Annotated in this window: 15 protein-coding genes and 4 tRNA genes; 2 read left to right on the forward strand and 17 right to left on the reverse strand. The window is 53.1% G+C overall.

The window, feature by feature from the left end:
* Positions 1 to 153: 153 nt before the first annotated feature.
* The 17 genes from ACE38U_RS21285 to trxA all read right to left on the reverse strand — a co-directional run bounded on the left by ACE38U_RS21285 (position 154) and on the right by trxA (position 15,387).
* Positions 154 to 230 (reverse strand) — tRNA-Pro (locus ACE38U_RS21285).
* A 33-nt stretch (positions 231 to 263) separates the two neighbouring features.
* Positions 264 to 350, reverse strand: a tRNA-Leu gene (locus ACE38U_RS21290).
* Between the two features lie 15 nt (positions 351 to 365).
* Positions 366 to 441, reverse strand: a tRNA-His gene (locus tag ACE38U_RS21295).
* A 57-nt stretch (positions 442 to 498) separates the two neighbouring features.
* Positions 499 to 575 (reverse strand) — tRNA-Arg (locus ACE38U_RS21300).
* Positions 576 to 689: 114 nt separating this feature from the next.
* Positions 690 to 2,075, reverse strand: a complete 1,386-nt coding sequence (thrP, locus tag ACE38U_RS21305) for a bifunctional threonine/serine APC transporter ThrP (protein WP_038476908.1) — start codon at positions 2,073 to 2,075, stop codon at positions 690 to 692.
* 257 nt (positions 2,076 to 2,332) lie between these two features.
* Positions 2,333 to 3,073 (reverse strand): lipopolysaccharide N-acetylmannosaminouronosyltransferase, encoded by a 741-nt coding sequence (wecG, locus tag ACE38U_RS21310; RefSeq protein WP_038476911.1) that lies wholly within the window; start codon positions 3,071 to 3,073, stop codon positions 2,333 to 2,335.
* An 11-nt stretch (positions 3,074 to 3,084) separates the two neighbouring features.
* Positions 3,085 to 4,446, reverse strand: coding sequence for an ECA oligosaccharide polymerase (gene wzyE, locus ACE38U_RS21315; protein ID WP_038476914.1), 1,362 nt, complete (start codon positions 4,444 to 4,446; stop codon positions 3,085 to 3,087).
* Positions 4,443 to 5,522 (reverse strand): TDP-N-acetylfucosamine:lipid II N-acetylfucosaminyltransferase, encoded by a 1,080-nt coding sequence (locus ACE38U_RS21320; protein ID WP_176981795.1) that lies wholly within the window; start codon positions 5,520 to 5,522, stop codon positions 4,443 to 4,445. Before ACE38U_RS21320 ends, wzyE begins: the two co-directional genes overlap by 4 nt.
* Positions 5,519 to 6,769, reverse strand: coding sequence for a lipid III flippase WzxE (gene wzxE / locus ACE38U_RS21325; RefSeq protein WP_038476920.1), 1,251 nt, complete (start codon positions 6,767 to 6,769; stop codon positions 5,519 to 5,521). Before wzxE ends, ACE38U_RS21320 begins: the two co-directional genes overlap by 4 nt.
* 1 nt (position 6,770) lies before the next feature.
* Positions 6,771 to 7,901 (reverse strand): dTDP-4-amino-4,6-dideoxygalactose transaminase, encoded by a 1,131-nt coding sequence (gene rffA / locus ACE38U_RS21330; RefSeq protein ID WP_375530498.1) that lies wholly within the window; start codon positions 7,899 to 7,901, stop codon positions 6,771 to 6,773.
* 4 nt (positions 7,902 to 7,905) lie between these two features.
* Complete coding sequence (gene rffC / locus ACE38U_RS21335) at positions 7,906 to 8,583, reverse strand: dTDP-4-amino-4,6-dideoxy-D-galactose acyltransferase (protein WP_038476926.1); 678 nt, start codon at positions 8,581 to 8,583, stop codon at positions 7,906 to 7,908.
* Positions 8,584 to 8,589: 6 nt separating this feature from the next.
* Complete coding sequence (gene wecC / locus ACE38U_RS21340; RefSeq protein WP_038476930.1) at positions 8,590 to 9,852, reverse strand: UDP-N-acetyl-D-mannosamine dehydrogenase; 1,263 nt, start codon at positions 9,850 to 9,852, stop codon at positions 8,590 to 8,592.
* Complete coding sequence (gene wecB, locus ACE38U_RS21345) at positions 9,849 to 10,979, reverse strand: non-hydrolyzing UDP-N-acetylglucosamine 2-epimerase (protein ID WP_038483036.1); 1,131 nt, start codon at positions 10,977 to 10,979, stop codon at positions 9,849 to 9,851. The genes wecC and wecB overlap by 4 nt, the downstream gene beginning before the upstream one ends.
* 61 nt (positions 10,980 to 11,040) lie before the next feature.
* Entirely contained in the window at positions 11,041 to 12,087 is a 1,047-nt protein-coding gene (gene wzzE / locus ACE38U_RS21350; protein WP_375530499.1) for an ECA polysaccharide chain length modulation protein, read from the reverse strand.
* Positions 12,088 to 12,109: 22 nt separating this feature from the next.
* On the reverse strand, positions 12,110 to 13,201 hold the full coding sequence (gene wecA, locus ACE38U_RS21355) for a UDP-N-acetylglucosamine--undecaprenyl-phosphate N-acetylglucosaminephosphotransferase (RefSeq protein ID WP_176981800.1): 1,092 nt from the start codon (positions 13,199 to 13,201) through the stop codon (positions 12,110 to 12,112).
* 235 nt (positions 13,202 to 13,436) lie between these two features.
* A complete protein-coding gene (gene rho / locus ACE38U_RS21360; RefSeq protein ID WP_008455558.1) occupies positions 13,437 to 14,696 on the reverse strand; it encodes a transcription termination factor Rho in 1,260 nt (419 codons plus the stop codon).
* 361 nt (positions 14,697 to 15,057) lie between these two features.
* Entirely contained in the window at positions 15,058 to 15,387 is a 330-nt protein-coding gene (gene trxA / locus ACE38U_RS21365) for a thioredoxin TrxA (protein WP_038476936.1), read from the reverse strand.
* A 131-nt stretch (positions 15,388 to 15,518) separates the two neighbouring features.
* On the opposite strand from trxA, the gene rhlB reads away from it, so the two are divergent.
* Together rhlB and gppA are read left to right on the forward strand one after the other, a co-directional pair.
* Positions 15,519 to 16,787 (forward strand): ATP-dependent RNA helicase RhlB, encoded by a 1,269-nt coding sequence (rhlB, locus tag ACE38U_RS21370; RefSeq protein WP_038476939.1) that lies wholly within the window; start codon positions 15,519 to 15,521, stop codon positions 16,785 to 16,787.
* A gap of 6 nt (positions 16,788 to 16,793) precedes the next feature.
* Positions 16,794 to 18,278, forward strand: coding sequence for a guanosine-5'-triphosphate,3'-diphosphate diphosphatase (gene gppA / locus ACE38U_RS21375; protein WP_038476942.1), 1,485 nt, complete (start codon positions 16,794 to 16,796; stop codon positions 18,276 to 18,278).
* Position 18,279 lies beyond the last annotated feature (1 nt).

Below are 18,279 nucleotides of genomic sequence, written 5' to 3' on the forward strand. Positions count from 1 at the left end.
CGAACCTCCGACCCACTGGTCCCAAACCAGTTGCGCTACCAAGCTGCGCTACTCGCCGAAATACTGCTCTTACTGCGGCCTTCAACGTGCCTGTGACCTTTTACGGTTCGGTGTTGAAAGCAAAAACCCTTCTTCAGAAGGGCTTTTTAAAATTGGTCGGCGAGAGAGGATTCGAACCTCCGACCCACTGGTCCCAAACCAGTTGCGCTACCAAGCTGCGCTACTCGCCGAAATACTGCTTTTACTGCTGATTAATTTAGGTGTGGTGCGAAGAGAGGGACTTGAACCCTCACGTCCGTAAGAACACTAACACCTGAAGCTAGCGCGTCTACCAATTCCGCCACCTTCGCATACATCTAAATTAATGGGGTGGCTAATGGGACTCGAACCCACGACAACTGGAATCACAATCCAGGGCTCTACCAACTGAGCTATAGCCACCACTGTAAAACTTTCACGCGGTACATAATACCACCGCAGCTCTAGCGCCATTATAAATGGTGCGCCCGACAGGATTCGAACCTGAGACCTCTGCCTCCGGAGGGCAGCGCTCTATCCAGCTGAGCTACGGGCGCGTAGCGCCGTTGCGGGGTCGGATAATACGGGCTTCGTGCTCAGCTGTCTAGTGGTTATTTCAATAAAATACGCGCAAAACTGCGCGTTTGGTTATGCTTTGCGCATCCTGATGCTTATCCGTTCAGTTTTTCACTGGCGGCGTACTTATTCAGGCCAAATACCTTATAAACCAACGTCACGGCAGCCAGGAAAATCACCCCAACCGTCAGCGACATCCGCGTGTCTTCATTCAGCCCCATGCCCACCAGAACGCACACAAGGAAGGCCATGGTCAGGTAGTTCGCCCACGGGAATAAAATGGAGCGGAACGGATGGCTGGCGATGGCCTCACGGTGCGCCTTACGGAAGCGAACCTGGCTAATCAGAATAACAAACCACGGCACCATCCCCGGCAATACGCTGGCGCTGTAGACGTAAACGAAGACGCGCTGCGGATTAGGAATGATGTAGTTGAGGCAGGAGCCAAGCAGCAAAATAACGATAGAAATAGCGACGCCCACAACCGGCACGCCACTGCGTGAAACGGTGGCCATTTTAGCCGGAAGCTGACGGTTTTTGGCAAGGGCATACAGCATGCGCCCGCAGCTGTACATGCCGCTGTTACAGCCGGACAGTGCCGCCGTCAGAACAACGAAGTTAATAATTCCTGCCGCTGCCGTAATACCAATCTTCGCAAAGGTCAGCACAAACGGACTGCCGGTGGTGCCAATCTGGTTCCATGGGAAGATAGTCACGATAACGAAAATCGCCCCCACATAGAAAATCAGAATACGCCACAGCACTTTACCCACGGCGCTACGCAAGGTGACCTGCGGGTTTTTCGCTTCACCGGCGGTAATACCGATAAGCTCCACGCCTTGATAAGACGCCACGACAATACACAACGCGGTCAGGAAACCTTTCCAGCCGCCGGCAAAGAAGCCGCCGTGCTCGGTCAGGTTGCTAAAGCCTATCGCCTGCCCATGGTTGCCAAAACCGAAAAAGATAACGCCAAGGCCAACGACGATCATCACAATGATGGTGGTGACTTTAATCATCGCAAACCAGAATTCTATTTCACCGTATAAACGCACCGCGGCCAGGTTCGCTAGCGCCACAAGCCCGACGGCAAAAATGGCCGGCAGCCACTGGGGCAGATCCGGGAACCAGTATTGAACATAAACGCCAATTGCCGTTATTTCGGAGATGCCGACCGCCATCCACATAAACCAGTACGACCACGCCGTAAGGTAACCGAAAAAGGGGCTCATATAGCGGTGCGCGTAGACGGCAAAAGAACCGGCTACAGGCTCAAGGAATAACATCTCCCCCATTGAACGCATAATGAAGAACACGAACAGGCCCGCAACAATGTACGCCAGCAATACCGACGGCCCGGCCCATTTTAGGGTACTGGCGGCGCCCATAAACAGGCCAACACCAATGGTCCCTCCCAGGGCGATAAGTTCGATGTGTCGAGCTTCCAGCCCGCGCTGCAGCTCTGCTTTTTTCTCTGCCATAAATCCTCTGTATTGTGTTTGCTTTTACTCCGGTTTTTACCGGTTATTGTGTTTGGTTGTTGCCAGGCTCAATAACAGGCCATGCAGCGTCGGCAAGAGATTTGCTGGCGCAACATCACTACGGCACTGCATCGAGTGGGCGCAATGGTTCCGTATTTTTTACAAAATTACAAATAACTGCGTAACAAACTGGCCTAAGTCTGGTGGGAAATTGCGCAGAGAAAGCAAAACGCGCCCGGATGAGCGCGTTGGAAGATTTATAGCTTGCCGGTCAAATGCCAGCGCTGATAGCGCAGCAGCCGCAGCTGCCGTTTAATGCGGGTCGGCTGTGAAAGCAGGCGATATAGCCACTCCAGGCCGAGATTTTGCCAGACCTTTGGCGCTCGCTTTACGCGCCCGGTAAAGACGTCATACGTGCCGCCAACGCCCATATAAAGCGCCTGAGGATGCACTTTTCGGCACGCCTGCATCAGGATCTCCTGGCGCGGAGATCCCATCGCCACCGTGACAATCGCGGCGCCGCTATCACGAATGCGCTCAAACAATGCCTGCCGCTGCTCGTCCGTAAAATATCCATCCTGACTGCCGACGATATTGACCTGCCAAAGCTGGCGTAATTTAGCCTCAGTCTGGGCCAGAACCTCGGGCTTTCCGCCGACCAAAAACACCGGAGTACCTTCCTGACCGGCCCGCTGCATCAAGGCCTCCCACAGATCGGCACCGGCTACGCGGTTCACTACGGCCTCTGGGTATTTTTTACGGATAGAGCGAACAACGCTGATTCCGTCGGCATATTTATATTCCGCCGCGGCAATAAGGCCACGGATTTGCTCATCATCTTCGGCCGTAAGGACTTTTTCGGCATTGATTGCCACTAACGTGCCCTGACGCAAGTTGCCCCCCGCATAGAGATAATCCAGCGCATGCTGCATATCTCGCCACCCCAGCAGGTTCAGGCCACGGATGTTATAGGAAGGGGCTTCAGTAGAGTTGTTCATGAATATCCTTGTCATGCATTTTGCGTGTCGGCAGCAGGAGCAGGCACGCGGCGCAGGCGCTGATGAATAAGCCCTGCGCTTTCAAAAAGCCAGTAAAGTAGTTTTGCCACGACCAGGCAGGCGCCAAAAATGACGAGGAAGAACACCACCCGTGAGACAAACGAGTCCAGCCCCTCGCGGGCCAGAACGATCATATTGAAAATCGCGCCAAAGCAGAACGCGTAGATTATCGCGGCTTTATAGCGGTTGCTTTCCCCGTTCGCCAGCTCATAGAGCCAGTCAAACCATTTGATAATCAGCCCGACGACAACCGCGCCCAGAGGAATAAACCACACGCCTCCCATCACCACCAGCGAGCCAATCAACGTTGGGGAAATCGCCAGTCCCGAATGGTTGTTCAGCACCTGCCAGGTGAAGTAGTTCGCGGTATTAAGCACCGTTCCCGGGCGATCTGGCCATACCCAGCTTGGGATGAAGACGTAGAAATCGCGAATAATCGGCGCCAGCCCCTGGAACTCGATCTTGTCGTAGTTTTGCAGCAGCAGGCCAAGGTTTTCCCACGGAGAGAACGTATCGCGAGTCAGATAAAGGAAGGTATAAAACGCCTCGTCCCCGCTGACGCTCAGGCCATAACGCTTCAGCGCCAGCCAGAACATCCCAACAATTCCCAGCACGCCAGCAGCAGCCAGCATCCAAAGCGTGATCCAGCCGCGAATAATGCCGATGAACAAGAAGATGGCAAAGGCGATGATGATATTAGCGCGCGTCCCGCCAACAATCATGTACGTCAGCAGGCCGAAGGCAACGGTGCTAACCAGGAAGAAGATCCAGGCCCGGCTGTCCTGACGCAGGAAGTACACCACCAGCATCGCTGGAATAAAGAAATAGAAGAAGCGCTTGAGCGCTACGCCTGACACTTCACTGGAGAAAATTTGGCTGTACGAATGCAGCTTAAACAGCAGGAAGCCATTATGGGCGAAGAAAATGCCGACGCTGACCAACGCCACCAGCACCAGCATCAGCCAGGTCAGGTGCGTCTCCACCCGGTTCATGGTAAACAACGGCCGCCGCGCTTTATGCTCAACCTTCGCCCTGAGCCGAGTTTTATAGGTCACATAATAAATGCCGTAGAAGCAGGCTGCCGCAAGCTGAGCCTGCAACAGCACGTCTGCCGGCACCACCGATACGCCAAAACGGAACACCAGGGTACAGGTAAACGGAAAGCCGAAGAAAAAGGTCAGCAGATAAAGCAGCGAAAAGAAGACGTTGAAGTTAAACCGCACGCGGCGAAACTCCTGATACGTCAGCAGCCCGATAAACCCGACCGACAGGAACCAGACGACAAATAACCCGCCAAATTGCGCCAGACTCATTTTTGCTCTCCTGCCGCGATGCTCAACGCGTGATGCCACCCATCGATATAGTTAGGGTTAAAGAAAGCGATGTTTTGTTTATCCAGTAAGCGTAGCTGGCGCTGAGCTTCCCGCACGGTCGCTTCATCAAGCACATCCCCGGTAAATAGTACCGGAACATGCTGCTCGACCATATCCTGCCAGAACGGATTTTTGCGGTTCAGCACGCAGGGGATCCCAGCCTGAATCAGCAGGCACAGCGTGCCAATACCCTGCTGGCGTTCAAAAATAAAATAGCCGAGATCGCACCGGCGCAGCAGTGCCAGGTATTCATTGAATTCAATTTTTTCCGTCAGTAGCTGGAGGTTTTCCGGGCTAAACAACGCGCGGCCGGCCTGTTGCACCTCAGCAATATAAGCTTCGTTATTCGCCGGATAGCCCATCGGCACGACAACGCGAACCGTGTCGCCAAACTGCTGGTGAATGGCCTTCAACGCATCAACATGCTGATTACTGCGATCGCCGGAATTCCCCACCAGCAACGTTAGCTTCTCGCTATGTTGTCGATCGGCCGCCATTGTATTGAGGCTCGGATCCATGCGGGTTGGGAAATACAACAGTTCACCCGGCACACGTGGATGACGCTGATGGAAATAGCTTAAATCCCCACGCGTAGCAAAAACGCGTCCCACGCGCCCCTGGGCAAACCGGCGCAGCCGGTAAAACAGACGGAACTTAATGCTGCGCGAAACCTCATACAGGTCCGCACCCCAGATATGCCAGTTCATCTGCTCAGGCTTCAGGCCACCGGTTAACAACGCAACCCAAAGGCTGCTGTTAAACTGTCCGTGGAAAAAGAAACGTTGCTGCCGGTTCGCTCGGGCTTTAGCCAGAACTTCAGCGGCAATAGCCTGCTTCGAAGGGCAAAGCGTGATCGACAGCGCCGGAAAAGCGGACAACAGGGATTGATCCCCGGACACCACGATAAATTCTCGGGCATGGGGAGTCGTGGCGGCCAGAACGTCGCTAAAGAAACGCAATACCGTCTGATTATGATGCGGGATATCAGATCCCAATACGTGAATCAGTGTTGTCATGCTCGTCTACGATAAATAAGGAAAACGCCACAGCAGAGCGCAAAATAAACAATATAGGTTGCCATGTAGGCCTGGGCCGCACCCAGCGCACCGTGGGCCGGGATCAGCCAGCGTGAGAAGCCGGTTAACAGGGCAAACTGACTGATTTCAGTCAAAATATAAAAACGCAGTGACGCCTTAGCGATGACCAGATAGCCAAACACGTAGGCACCCACTTTCAATACGTCGCCGACAAGCTGCCAGGCAAACAAATCGCGCATGGCGACGAACTTGGGTGAAAACAGCAGCCAGATAGCAAAATCGCGCAGCAGCCAAACCGTCAGGCTTGCCGCCGCCACCGCGGGCAGAACAAACTTTAACGAGCGCACGATTTCGCGCGTAATGGCACTTTTTTCCTTCAGGCGGGCAAGCGTGGGCAGCAGATAAACGCTAAAAGACGCCGTAATAAACTGCAAATAAGCATCTGAAATACTGCTTACCCCTTGCCAGATCCCGACTTCGTCCCAGCTGTAGTGCGCCGCCAGAAGGTTTCGCATCATCACGTAGGCCACGGGGAGCGTGACTGAGGTGATCAGCGCCATAATAGTAAACTTACCAAGATGGCTGGCCAGCAGTTTATCCCAGCTCGGCTTCATATAGCTCAGCGGAACGTGTTCACGCCTGACGAGCATGATGACCGCAGGGATAACGAGCAATGCAGGCACCAATGCCAGGCCTAACAGCGCCCCCTGGTAACCGCCAAAATGATAGCAGGCATAATAAGCCAGCACGCCGATGACGCTGCCGGTAATCAATGCAAGAGCGTTACCTGCGGCGTCACGAAAACCCTTCATGACGGCCAGCGACAGGTTTGCCCATGCAATCCCCATCTGGACCAATGCCACCAGGCGCACCAAATTCTGGTAATCAGCATGGCCGAATAGCCCGACGCTGATTGGCCGCGCGGCCAGGACAAAAATCACCGCCAGCAGCGAAGAAAAGCCCAGCACCATCGCCGAGGATGTGCCGAGCACCCGCTTCAGCTGTTCCGGGTTGTCATGATGCTCCGCAACGTATTTGGTGACGCCGTTAAATATACCCGCCCCGGCAAGCACGCCCAGCACGGTAATCATTTGGCGGAAGTTACCGGCCAGCCCCACGCCAGAAGGGCCAAAAGCAACGGCCAGCATTTTGACTACCAGTAAACCGGCACCAATTTTTACCAGCGTGGACCCTGCGGTCCACACTGAAGCTTTAGCTAACGACATATCAGGCGAAGTAGCTTTGCAGCGTATTGATGACGGTGCGTTGGTTCACCGGCGACAGGTTATAGAACAGCGGCAGACGCAGCAGACGCTCGCTTTCGCGGGTCGTGAAGCGGTCTTCCCCGTAGAAGCGACCAAACTTCTCACCCGCCGGGCAGGCATGCAGCGGAATATAGTGGAACACCGCCATGATCTCCGCCTCTTTCAGGTATGAAATCAGCGCGCTGCGGTCTTCAATATCGCGCAGTTTGATGTAAAACATATGGGCGTTCTGCACGCAGTTTTCAGGGATAGCCGGCAGCTCTATGCGCCCGGCTTTTGCCAACGGTGCAAGGGCATCATGATAGGTTTGCCACAGCTTCAGGCGCTGCTGGTTAATCTTCTCTGCCGCCTCAAGCTGTGCCCAAAGATAAGCGGCCTGCAAATCTGCCATCAGGTAGCTTGAACCGATATCACGCCAGGTATACTTATCCACCTGCCCACGGAAGAATTGGCTGCGGTTGGTGCCTTTTTCACGAACGATTTCCGCACGCTCAATCAGCGCAGGATCGTTAACCAGCGTCGCGCCACCCTCACCGCCCGCGGTGTAGTTTTTTGTTTCATGAAAACTAAAACAACCGATGTGCCCAATAGAACCTAACGCACGGCCTTTATAAGTGGACATCACACCCTGCGCGGCATCTTCCACCACGAAAAGGTTATGTTTTTTCGCGATAGCCATAATGACGTCCATTTCACAGGCTACGCCCGCGTAATGCACCGGCACGATGGCGCGTGTTTTTTCGGTGATAGCCGCTTCAATTTTGGTTTCGTCGATGTTCATGGTGTCAGGACGCACGTCCACAAACACAATGACCGCCCCCCGAAGCACGAAAGCATTAGCCGTCGAAACAAAGGTGTAGCTCGGCATAATCACTTCATCGCCAGGCTTGATATCCAGCAGGATAGCGGCCATTTCCAGCGACGCGGTACAGGACGGCGTGAGCAGAACTTTCTTGCTGCCAAAACGCTGTTCCATCCACTGCTGGCAGCGGCGGGTGAAACCACCGTCTCCGCACAGTTTGCCGCTGCCCATGGCAGCCTGCATGTATTCGAGTTCTGTACCGACGACCGGCGGAGCGTTAAATGGGATCATTTTTTCACCTGTATAACCAGAAGGCGGTGCTTTCTATCGTGGCACCGCTTTTAATATAGCGACGCAGCGCGGCGGTATTGCTCACCTGAGTCGCTACACGCAGGGTTTGCAAGCCACGCTGTATACACCAGTCTTGTGCCGCAGCCATCAGTTCTTCACCCACGCCTCGCCCTGCAAGCAGGCCAATTCGGGCCTCGACGTCATTGAGCTGCCGCAGGGTCACAAAGCCCTGATTCTCGCCGCAACGTTTGAGCAGCAGGCACTGATGATCAAAGGTGCCGAGCACGGCATTTTCAATCCACTGGGCGTAGAAACGGCCACTGTCGCCGTCCTTGTACCACGGTGTGCGAAAACGACTTTGCGTAAAGACCTGCGAGGCCGCCAGGCGAAGCGCGGGAATATCTTCGGGCTGCGCGATATCGACAGAAATAACTGCATTTTGCGTGCCAGTAGTAAGCGCCAGGTCAACTTCGCCTTCAACAAGCTGGAAACCAAATCGCTGAAGGCCATCCAGCCAGTCGGTACGATGCGTTGGAATTTTGGCCTGGACCCTGGACCAGTCACGTAGCTGTTCTTCCCGCAGCGCAGGAGCGTCTTCAGAAAAACGGACCGCGCTGCTGTTCACCTCAAAGAAGCGGTTTTCCCAGTCCAGCGGAGCCAGGGTTGCCTTAATCAGGCTCATCGCCGCTTACCGCCAAACGCCTTTGGTGTCGATAATCCACGGCTGACGTACGTTCTCAGCAGGAATAGCTTTAAACTCTTTATGATCGACCAGCATGACCAGCACGTCGGCCTTCTCAAGCGCGGCATCCACCGAAGTGAGTTCGCAGCGATCGGCCAGTTTCGTCGGCAGCGAGTGAATGTTCGGTTCGACGACTAGCGTTTTACCGCTATGCCATTCGGCCAGCAGTTCAGCAATTTCCATTGCCGGGCTTTCGCGTAAGTCGTCGATATTGGGCTTAAAGGCGAGGCCAAAGCAGGCAATCGTTAATTCACTGGCACGGCGGCCTGTTTCAGAAAGGCAGTCGGCAATTGCGGCTTTAACCTGGCTAATCACCCACAACGGCTTGCCGTCATTGACCTCACGAGCGGTGCGAATAAGGCGAGCTTGTTCAGGGTTCTGCGAAACGATAAACCATGGGTCTACCGCGATGCAGTGCCCTCCGACGCCCGGCCCCGGCTGCAGAACATTTACGCGAGGATGGCGATTGGCGAGACGAATCAGTTCCCAGACATTGATCCCCTGATCGGCACAGATCAGCGATAATTCATTGGCGAACGCGATGTTAACGTCGCGGAAGCTGTTTTCCGTCAGCTTGCACATTTCGGCGGTGCGGGCGTTGGTGATAACGCATTCCCCTTCAAGAAAAATGCTGTAAAGCTCGCTGGCACGTGTGGAACAGACAGGCGTCATGCCGCCAACAACGCGATCGTTTTTAATCAGCTCAACCATGACCTGACCCGGTAAAACTCGCTCAGGGCAATAGGCGATATTGATATCCGCCTGTTCTCCCACCTGGTGAGGGAAGCTCAAATCCGGGCGCAGGGCAGCCAGCCACTCGGCCATTTGCTCGGTCGCGCCAACGGGAGAGGTCGACTCCAGCACCACCAGGGCGCCTTTTTTGAGCACCGGGGCAATGGACTCTGCGGCAGCTTTCACATAAACCATGTCCGGTTCATGATCGCCTTTAAAAGGAGTTGGTACGGCAATCAGATAAGCATCAGCCTCAACGGGCTGTACGGTAGCGCTCAGAAATCCATCCTCAACGGCGGATTTCACCACTTTATCTAAATCAGGTTCGACAATGTGAATTTCACCACGATTAATGGTGTCCACCGCCCGCTGATTAATATCCACACCGATGACTTTCCGTTGACGGGAAGCAAATGCGGCAGCGGTTGGTAAGCCGATATAGCCAAGGCCAATGACGGAGATGGTGGAAAAATTCATAATTTCACCTGATTTTGTTTTAAGGCATTCAAAATTCGGCTGCAAGCCTCGCCGTCACCGTAAGGGTTATGGGCGCGGCTCATCGCATTATATTCTTGCTCATCACGGAGCAGTCGGGTGACTTCTGCCACAATTTTCTCTTCATCCGTCCCCACCAGGCGCACGGTCCCTGCAGCAACGGCTTCAGGACGCTCGGTAGTTTCACGCATCACCAAAACGGGCTTACCAAGGGAAGGGGCCTCTTCCTGGATTCCGCCGGAATCAGTCAGGATAAGCCAGGCATGATTCATGAGATAAACGAACGGCAGATATTCCTGCGGCTCAATCAGAATCACGTTATCGACATGCCCCAGAATACGTCTGACTGGCTCACTGACGTTTGGATTCAGATGAACCGGATACACTATCTGCACATCGCTGTTTTGGCTGGCGATTTTTGCCAGTGCATGGCAAATACGTTCGAAACCATCGCCAAAGCTTTCCCGGCGGTGGCCGGTGACCAGAATCATTTTTTTACTGGCATCAAGGAAGGGGTGGCGGGCCTCAATATCCTGACGCACAGAATCCTGAGCCAGGACGCGATCGCGTACGGAGATCAACGCGTCGATAACGGTATTGCCGGTGACGAAGATTTTTTGCTCGCTGATGTTTTCTTTTAGTAGATTCTGGCGCGAGTTTTCCGTTGGCGCGAAATGCCAGGAAGCAAGGTGTCCGGTTAAGGTACGGTTTGCTTCCTCCGGCCATGGAGAATAAAGATCGCCGGTGCGTAAGCCCGCCTCAACGTGGCCGACGGGGATCCGCTGGTAGAAAGCGGCAAGGCTGGCCGCAACGGTTGTGGTGGTATCGCCATGGACCAGAACGACATCCGGCTTAAAGGATTCCAGCACGGGCTTAAGCCCTTCCAGAATGCGGCAGGTAATTTCCGTCAAGCCCTGCCCCGGTTTCATAATATTTAAGTCGTAGTCTGGCGTAATGGAAAAGAGGTGTAATACCTGATCCAGCATCTCGCGATGCTGTGCCGTTACACATACTTTCGCGTCAAAAAACGCGTCTTTTGCCAACGCATCCACCAACGGGGCCATTTTTATAGCCTCCGGGCGCGTGCCAAAAACTGTTAATACTTTCACGGTGATTCTCTTATATTGAATTAGGTGGAGGCATTCCATCGCTCCTCCACCAGTAAAGGGCTTACGCGGCCTTTGGACGGCGAGCTAAGGCTACGCCAGCACCGATAAGCGCCCCAACCGCACCCCACATAATCAGCAAGAATGCACGACGAGGACTGTCACGCTTAACCGGCTCTTCTGGCGTGCGTAAATAGCGATAAGTTTGGAAACGAGTGTCGACCGTCGGCCCAACGTTTAACGTGTTTAACATCGCCCGATTCTGATCGTAGTCGATATCAAAATCAGGGCCGACGGCCTGAAGGCTTTCCAGCCTCGCCTGTAACATAGGGCGGCCCAGCATAAACATTTCTGAATCAGGAAGCTCTTCAGCGGGAACATTCGTTTCACTGCGGGTAATGTTTTGCTGTTGAGCTATTTTCAGCGCCTGCTCAACGCTTTTTATTTTGCGATCGTAAATGGACTGCGCAACGGCTTCCTGCCTTTTTACCTGTGCTTTCAGCTGGATGGTGCGTGCCGCCCAGGCGCCCGTGAGTTCTTCATTAAGATGGCTGGCCGCACGCTGGCTCGCAAAAGCCACGTATTGACGCAGAAGGTTATTGGCGTCCGCGGCGGTTTCAGCAACCAGCTTAACGCTATCGCTGATATTGCGAGCGCTGTCGCCAGAGGTGTACTGGATGTTATCGACAATTTCATCCAACAGCGCGGCATCGACTTTACTGTTCCCCACCTGACGCTGCTTGTAGTAATCCGTCTGTAGCCAAAAATCCCTGCGGGTGTCATAGGCCGAGAGCTGTACGATGAACTCTTTATAGGCTTCGTCCATCACCGAAGGCTGATCGGCCGTCGCCATATTGGATTTAACATCGAGGTTGCGCAGGAACTGCTGCTGGGAATAGTAGCCCCCCAACATATTGACCGTTGGGCGGTCAGTGATCGCCGTTGAACTCCACTCTTGTTTCGCTAAAAATGTATAAATCAGCGCAATAAGGGCAAATACAAAGGCAATTCCGATAATCCAGAATTTGCCCTGCCACAGCGTGCGAAACAAACCACGAATATCCAGCTCGTTTTCTACTGCCGGGTAACTGCCTGGCACGTTGTCTTTCATCGCTTCCCCAATTCAAGTCAGACTAGATGTTTACGTTGTTGTTTCTGCGAATGCGACGTTTATGGCGTCTGATAAAGCGAGCGACTTTCCAGGCTCGTTTAATACAAAAATCGTATAGTACAAATGCAAGCAAGAACAATGCCAACATTACCCACTCAGGGATAAAGTGCAGATATTCAGCGGCAACGCCAACGGCAGCAAGCAGCGCTGCGGCAAGCGTAATCAGGACAAAGGCCTGCCGTGAAGTAAAACCAGCCCGCATGATCAAATGATGAATGTGCTGGCGGTCTGGAGAGAATGGACTCATACCCTTACGTAAACGACGATACATAATTGCAATCATATCCATCAGGGGAATCGCAATGATCCATAGCGCAGTCACTGGGCTTATTGGGTGTGTTTGTCCCTGAGTCGTCTCCAGCAGGATCCAGATAATCGTAAAACCGATTAACGTACTGCCGGCATCCCCCATAAAGACTTTATAGCGGCGTCCAAGCACACCCAGGTTAAGAAGGATGTATGGCAAGATGGCAACGATCATCGCAAAACACCACATCGCGAGACTGTACTGACCATCAAAGAATAGAATAATACCAATCGCAGCAAACGAAACGGATGAGAGTCCCCCCAGCAGACCATCAATCCCATCAACCATATTGAATGCGTTGATCGCCGCCCACACGGCAAACAGCGTCAGGAAATAGCCAAAGGGGCCTAGTACCAGTTCCCATGAACCAAATATATAGCCCAAACTACTAAGATGCAGATTGCCATAGAACATCATTACGATGCCAATAAGTGCCTGTATTGACGCTCGAATCTTCACTCTTACATCAAAACGGTCATCAAGTGCACCGATCAGAACAAGCACGCCCGCGCAGGTTAAATAAAGCCAGCCGTGTGGGATGTAGTACTTTCCGAGGATGAAAGAAAAGCAAATACCAGCGTAAACAGAGATCCCACCAACCAGGGGAATCAACCCTTGGTGACGTTTACGGAAATTCGGTTTATCAACAAGGCCGATTCTCTTCGCTACCTTACGAGCAATGAATAGAAAGGCGGTAGTAAAGATGAAAATTAGTAGTAAGTCAGTTCCGGCGGTGACTAAATTCACAGTGAAAGGTCTCTGCAAGATTTATGGGCAAAGTCAGCATAGTAGAAATATGCAACTGTCCCGAAGAGATTAAACATAATTCCTCCCTGAACAAACTGTTAGCGATGGACTGCTTCCATGGCAAAAGGAATTTTGAAAAGATAACGATAGCGAATACATTCATCGTATGTATATCGTATCTAGCAGAAAAGAAAAACGCCACGACTAAGCGTGGCGTTCCCCGAGTTTTTGTTGCTTACGAGCGCTTCATCATGTCGAAGAAGTCATCGTTGGTTTTAGTCATCGCCAACTTGTTGATGAGGAATTCCATGGCATCAATTTCGCCCATCGGGTGAATGATTTTGCGCAGGATCCACATTTTCTGCAGCTCTTCCTGGGTAGTAAGCAGCTCTTCTTTACGGGTACCGGAACGATTGTAGTCGATTGCCGGGAAGACGCGTTTTTCCGCGATCTTACGGGACAGGTGCAGTTCCATGTTACCGGTGCCTTTAAACTCTTCGTAGATAACTTCATCCATTTTAGAGCCGGTATCGATAAGCGCGGTGGCGATAATGGTCAGGCTACCGCCTTCTTCCACGTTACGTGCAGCACCGAAGAAGCGTTTTGGACGGTGCAGGGCGTTTGCGTCCACACCACCGGTCAGTACTTTACCGGAAGCCGGTACTACGGTGTTGTAGGCACGCGCCAGACGAGTGATGGAGTCGAGCAGGATGATAACGTCTTTCTTGTGCTCAACCAGACGTTTCGCCTTCTCAATAACCATTTCGGCGACCTGCACGTGGCGGGAAGCTGGCTCGTCAAAGGTAGAGGCAACCACTTCACCCTTAACCAGACGCTGCATCTCGGTCACTTCTTCCGGACGTTCGTCGATCAGCAGTACCATCAGTACGCAATCAGGGTGGTTGTAGGCGATGCTCTGAGCGATGTTCTGCAACAGCATGGTTTTACCGGCTTTTGGCGGTGCCACGATAAGGCCACGCTGACCACGGCCGATTGGCGATGCCAGATCGAGTACGCGAGCGGTTAAATCTTCGGTAGAACCGTTACCGCGCTCCATACGCAGACGAGAGTTTGCGTGTAGCGGGGTTAAGTTTTCGAACAGGATCTTGCTACGGGCGTTTTCCGGCTTGTCGTAGTTAACTTCGTTAACCTTCAGCAGCGCAAAGTAGCGTTCGCCTTCTTTCGGCGGACGAATCTTACCGGAGATGGTATCCCCTGTGCGAAGGTTGAAACGGCGGATTTGGCTGGGAGAAACGTAGATGTCATCGGGACCGGCGAGGTAGGAGCTGTCTGCAGAGCGGAGGAAACCAAATCCATCCTGCAGTATCTCCAGCACACCGTCACCAAAGATATCTTCGCCACTCTTAGCGTGTTGCTTCAGGATGGAGAAAATGATGTCCTGCTTGCGCATGCGGGCTTGGTTTTCCAGCCCCATATTTTCGCCGAGAGTAATCAGCTCAGAAACCGGCGTATTCTTTAATTCGGTAAGATTCATAATGGTGGGTTCTTAAACTCGGGGGAAATCTCGAACTTAGTTTCGTGAATGGTATGGCAGGGTCATCCGTGCCTGTTTAATGGCTACCACACATGTCCGATCGCTGCCTGGTCATAGGAAATACGCAGAACTGAAACGACAAGACGGAATGGGTGATAAGCCCGAATTCGGTTATGCGTCCGTTGTGATTGCTGTAAAAGAGAGTGTATTTGACAGCGAACGGGAAGCATTAAGGTAATACAAAGATTCAAACTTAAGGGCAAGTTCAAAGCGAAGTCATAGGTAACTTAGCATGTGTGATGCCGGGCGTCCAGCAGCTCGCAAAAAAATGCAAGTGTGGCACGCGCCGGCTGAGATTCCATTATGCCAGATTAGCGTCGAGAAACTCTTTTAACTGACCTTTAGACAGCGCACCCACTTTGGTCGCCGCGACTTCGCCGTTTTTGAACAGCAGCAGGGTTGGGATACCGCGGATGCCGTATTTAGGCGCAGTGCCCGGGTTCTGGTCGATGTTCAGCTTAGCTACGGTGATTTTGCCCTGATATTCATCAGCGATCTCGTCAAGAATCGGGGCGATCATTTTGCATGGACCACACCATTCTGCCCAGAAATCAACCAGAATCAACCCTTCAGCTTTAAGCACGTCCGTGTCGAAACTGCCGTCAGTCAGGTGAATAATTTTATCGCTCATGTTCTACTCCGCAGGATTGTGTCTACCTTGTTGGTGTAGCATTAACCAACTTGGGGTGACTTTATTTCACCCGGTTTATTTCAACGGATGTGCTTTCGTAAAGCAATAGTAAACTGATATTCTACCACACTATGAGCAAAACACATTTGACCGAAAAGAAGTTTTCCGACTTCGCCCTGCACCCTAAGGTGATTGAAGCCCTTGAAAATAAAGGGTTCCATAACTGCACCCCAATTCAGGCACTGGCACTTCCGCTGACTCTGGCGAATCGTGACGTTGCAGGGCAGGCGCAAACCGGTACAGGCAAAACGATGGCGTTTCTGACGTCCACGTTCCATTATTTACTTTCTCACCCGGTTCCTGAGAACCGCCAGGTGAATCAGCCGCGCGCTTTGATTATGGCGCCAACCCGCGAGTTAGCGGTACAGATTCACTCGGATGCAGAACCGCTAGCGCAGGCAACAGGCCTGAAGCTTGGCCTTGCCTACGGCGGCGACGGCTATGATAAACAGCTGAAAGTGCTGGAAAGCGGCGTAGATATTTTGATTGGCACCACCGGTCGTTTGATCGATTACGCCAAACAAAACCACATTAACTTAGGTGCCATTCAGGTTGTGGTACTGGATGAAGCCGACCGCATGTACGACCTCGGCTTCATTAAAGACATTCGCTGGCTGTTCCGCCGCATGCCGCCGGTCACCCAACGTCTGAACATGCTGTTCTCTGCGACCCTTTCCTACCGCGTGCGTGAGCTTGCTTTCGAGCAGATGAACAATGCGGAATATGTAGAAGTTGAACCGGAACAGAGAACCGGCCACCGTATTAAAGAAGAGCTTTTCTACCCTTCTAACGAAGAGAAAATGCGTCTGCTGCAAACGCTTATCGAAGAAGAATGGCCAGACCGCGCCATCATCTTCGCAAACACCAAACACCGCTGTGAAGATATTTGGGGTCATCTGGCCGCTGACGGTCATCGCGTTGGGCTGTTAACGGGTGATGTCGCACAGAAGAAACGCCTGCGTATCCTGGAAGAGTTTACCCGTGGCGATCTGGATATTCTGGTTGCAACCGACGTTGCTGCTCGCGGCCTGCATATTCCGGCTGTAACCCACGTCTTTAACTACGATCTGCCTGACGATTGCGAAGATTACGTTCACCGTATTGGCCGTACAGGCCGTGCCGGGGCAAGCGGTCACTCGATCAGCCTCGCCTGTGAAGATTACGCGCTGAACTTATCGGCGATTGAAACCTATATTGGCCACTCAATTCCGGTGAGCAAATATAACCCTGAAGCATTGTTAAATGAGTTCCCACCGCCAAAACGCCTGACCCGTAGCCGCCCAGGCAACGGTCCACGCCGCGGTGGTGCTCCTCGTGGTAATCGTCGTCGCGCAGGTTAAAAATCTATGCTTAGCACCACCTCACTCTATGCAGCAATTGATCTCGGTTCTAACAGTTTTCATATGTTGGTTGTGCGTGAGGTGGCGGGAAGCATACAGACCCTAACCCGCATTAAGCGAAAAGTTCGCCTCGCTGCTGGCCTAAACAGCGAGAGCGTACTCTCCCCGGAAGCAATGGAGCGCGGCTGGCAATGCCTGCGCTTATTTGCTGAACGCCTTCAGGATATTCCTCAGAACCAAATTCGTGTTGTGGCTACAGCCACGCTGCGCCTCGCCGTCAATGCCGATGTTTTTCTGCAAAAAGCCCAGCAAATCCTCGGCTGCCCGGTGCAGGTTATTCGCGGTGAAGAAGAAGCCCGCCTGATTTATCAGGGCGTCGCCCACACAACCGGCGGAGACGATCGACGTCTGGTGGTGGATATTGGGGGGGCGAGTACCGAGCTGGTGACCGGCACCGGCGCACAAACCACCTCATTATTCAGCCTTTCAATGGGTTGCGTCACCTGGCTGGAGCGTTTCTTCAGCGACAGAAATCTCGCTCAGGAAAACTTTGCTGCGGCAGAGGCTGCAGCAGCAGAAGTCCTCAGCCCGGTGATTAACGAGCTGAAAAGCCACGGCTGGAAAATCTGTGTCGGTGCTTCGGGTACCGTGCAGGCGCTGCAGGAAATCATGATGGCGCAGGGGATGGACGAACGTATCACCCTCGCAAAACTCCAGCAGCTAAAACAGCGCGCTATTCAGTGTGGCCGCCTGGAAGAGCTGGAAATTGAAGGCCTCACGCTGGAACGTGCGCTGGTTTTCCCAAGCGGTCTTGCCATTCTAATCGCCATATTCGAACAGCTCGGCATTGAATGTATGACGCTTGCCGGCGGTGCGCTGCGTGAGGGATTGGTCTACGGCATGTTGCATCTTGCGGTTGACCAGGAGATTCGCCAGAGGACGCTGCGCAACGTTCAGCGCCGCTTTATGGTGGACACCAGCCAGGCCGCTCGCGTGGAACAACTGGCACAGAATTTTGCAACACAAATAGCGGAGCCGTGGGGGCTTGATCCGCTTAGCCAGCAGATGCTGGCGAGCAGCGCACTGCTGCATGAAATTGGGTTGAGCATTGACTTCAAGCATGCGCCGCAGCATGCGGCCTATCTGGTAAAAAATCTGGATTTGCCGGGCTACACGCCAGCGCAGAAAAAGTTGCTGGCAACGCTGCTGCTCAACCAGACCAACCCTGTCGACCTCTCTTCCCTGCACCAGCAAAACGCGGTGCCGCCGCGTGTGGCAGAAAGGCTTTGCCGCCTGTTACGCCTGGCAATTATTTTTGCAAACCGCCGCCGGGACGACATTCTTCCCGTGATTAAGCTGCAGGCGGACGGTGAAACTCTGCATCTGGAATTACCGGAGACCTGGCTGGCCTGCCACCCGCTAGGTGCCGAGCTGCTGGAACAGGAAAAACTCTGGCAGAGTTACGTTCACTGGCCGCTCAGCGTCAACTGAA

The organism is Cedecea selenatireducens (assembly GCF_042138895.1).
Classification (GTDB): domain Bacteria; phylum Pseudomonadota; class Gammaproteobacteria; order Enterobacterales; family Enterobacteriaceae; genus Cedecea; species Cedecea selenatireducens.

Excerpts from the sequence above, each read along its gene's own strand:
- thrP (WP_038476908.1), bottom strand. The coding sequence starts at position 2,075 with ATGGCAGAGAAAAAAGCAGAGCTGCAGCGCGGGCTGGAAGCTCGACAC.
- wecG (WP_038476911.1), bottom strand. The coding sequence starts at position 3,073 with ATGAACAACTCTACTGAAGCCCCTTCCTATAACATCCGTGGCCTGAAC.
- wzyE (WP_038476914.1), bottom strand. The coding sequence starts at position 4,446 with ATGAGTCTGGCGCAATTTGGCGGGTTATTTGTCGTCTGGTTCCTGTCG.
- ACE38U_RS21320 (WP_176981795.1), bottom strand. The coding sequence starts at position 5,522 with ATGACAACACTGATTCACGTATTGGGATCTGATATCCCGCATCATAAT.
- wzxE (WP_038476920.1), bottom strand. The coding sequence starts at position 6,769 with ATGTCGTTAGCTAAAGCTTCAGTGTGGACCGCAGGGTCCACGCTGGTA.
- rffA (WP_375530498.1), bottom strand. The coding sequence starts at position 7,901 with ATGATCCCATTTAACGCTCCGCCGGTCGTCGGTACAGAACTCGAATAC.
- rffC (WP_038476926.1), bottom strand. The coding sequence starts at position 8,583 with ATGAGCCTGATTAAGGCAACCCTGGCTCCGCTGGACTGGGAAAACCGC.
- wecC (WP_038476930.1), bottom strand. The coding sequence starts at position 9,852 with ATGAATTTTTCCACCATCTCCGTCATTGGCCTTGGCTATATCGGCTTA.
- wzzE (WP_375530499.1), bottom strand. The coding sequence starts at position 12,087 with ATGAAAGACAACGTGCCAGGCAGTTACCCGGCAGTAGAAAACGAGCTG.
- rho (WP_008455558.1), bottom strand. The coding sequence starts at position 14,696 with ATGAATCTTACCGAATTAAAGAATACGCCGGTTTCTGAGCTGATTACT.
- trxA (WP_038476936.1), bottom strand. The coding sequence starts at position 15,387 with ATGAGCGATAAAATTATTCACCTGACTGACGGCAGTTTCGACACGGAC.
- rhlB (WP_038476939.1), top strand. The coding sequence starts at position 15,519 with ATGAGCAAAACACATTTGACCGAAAAGAAGTTTTCCGACTTCGCCCTG.
- gppA (WP_038476942.1), top strand. The coding sequence starts at position 16,794 with ATGCTTAGCACCACCTCACTCTATGCAGCAATTGATCTCGGTTCTAAC.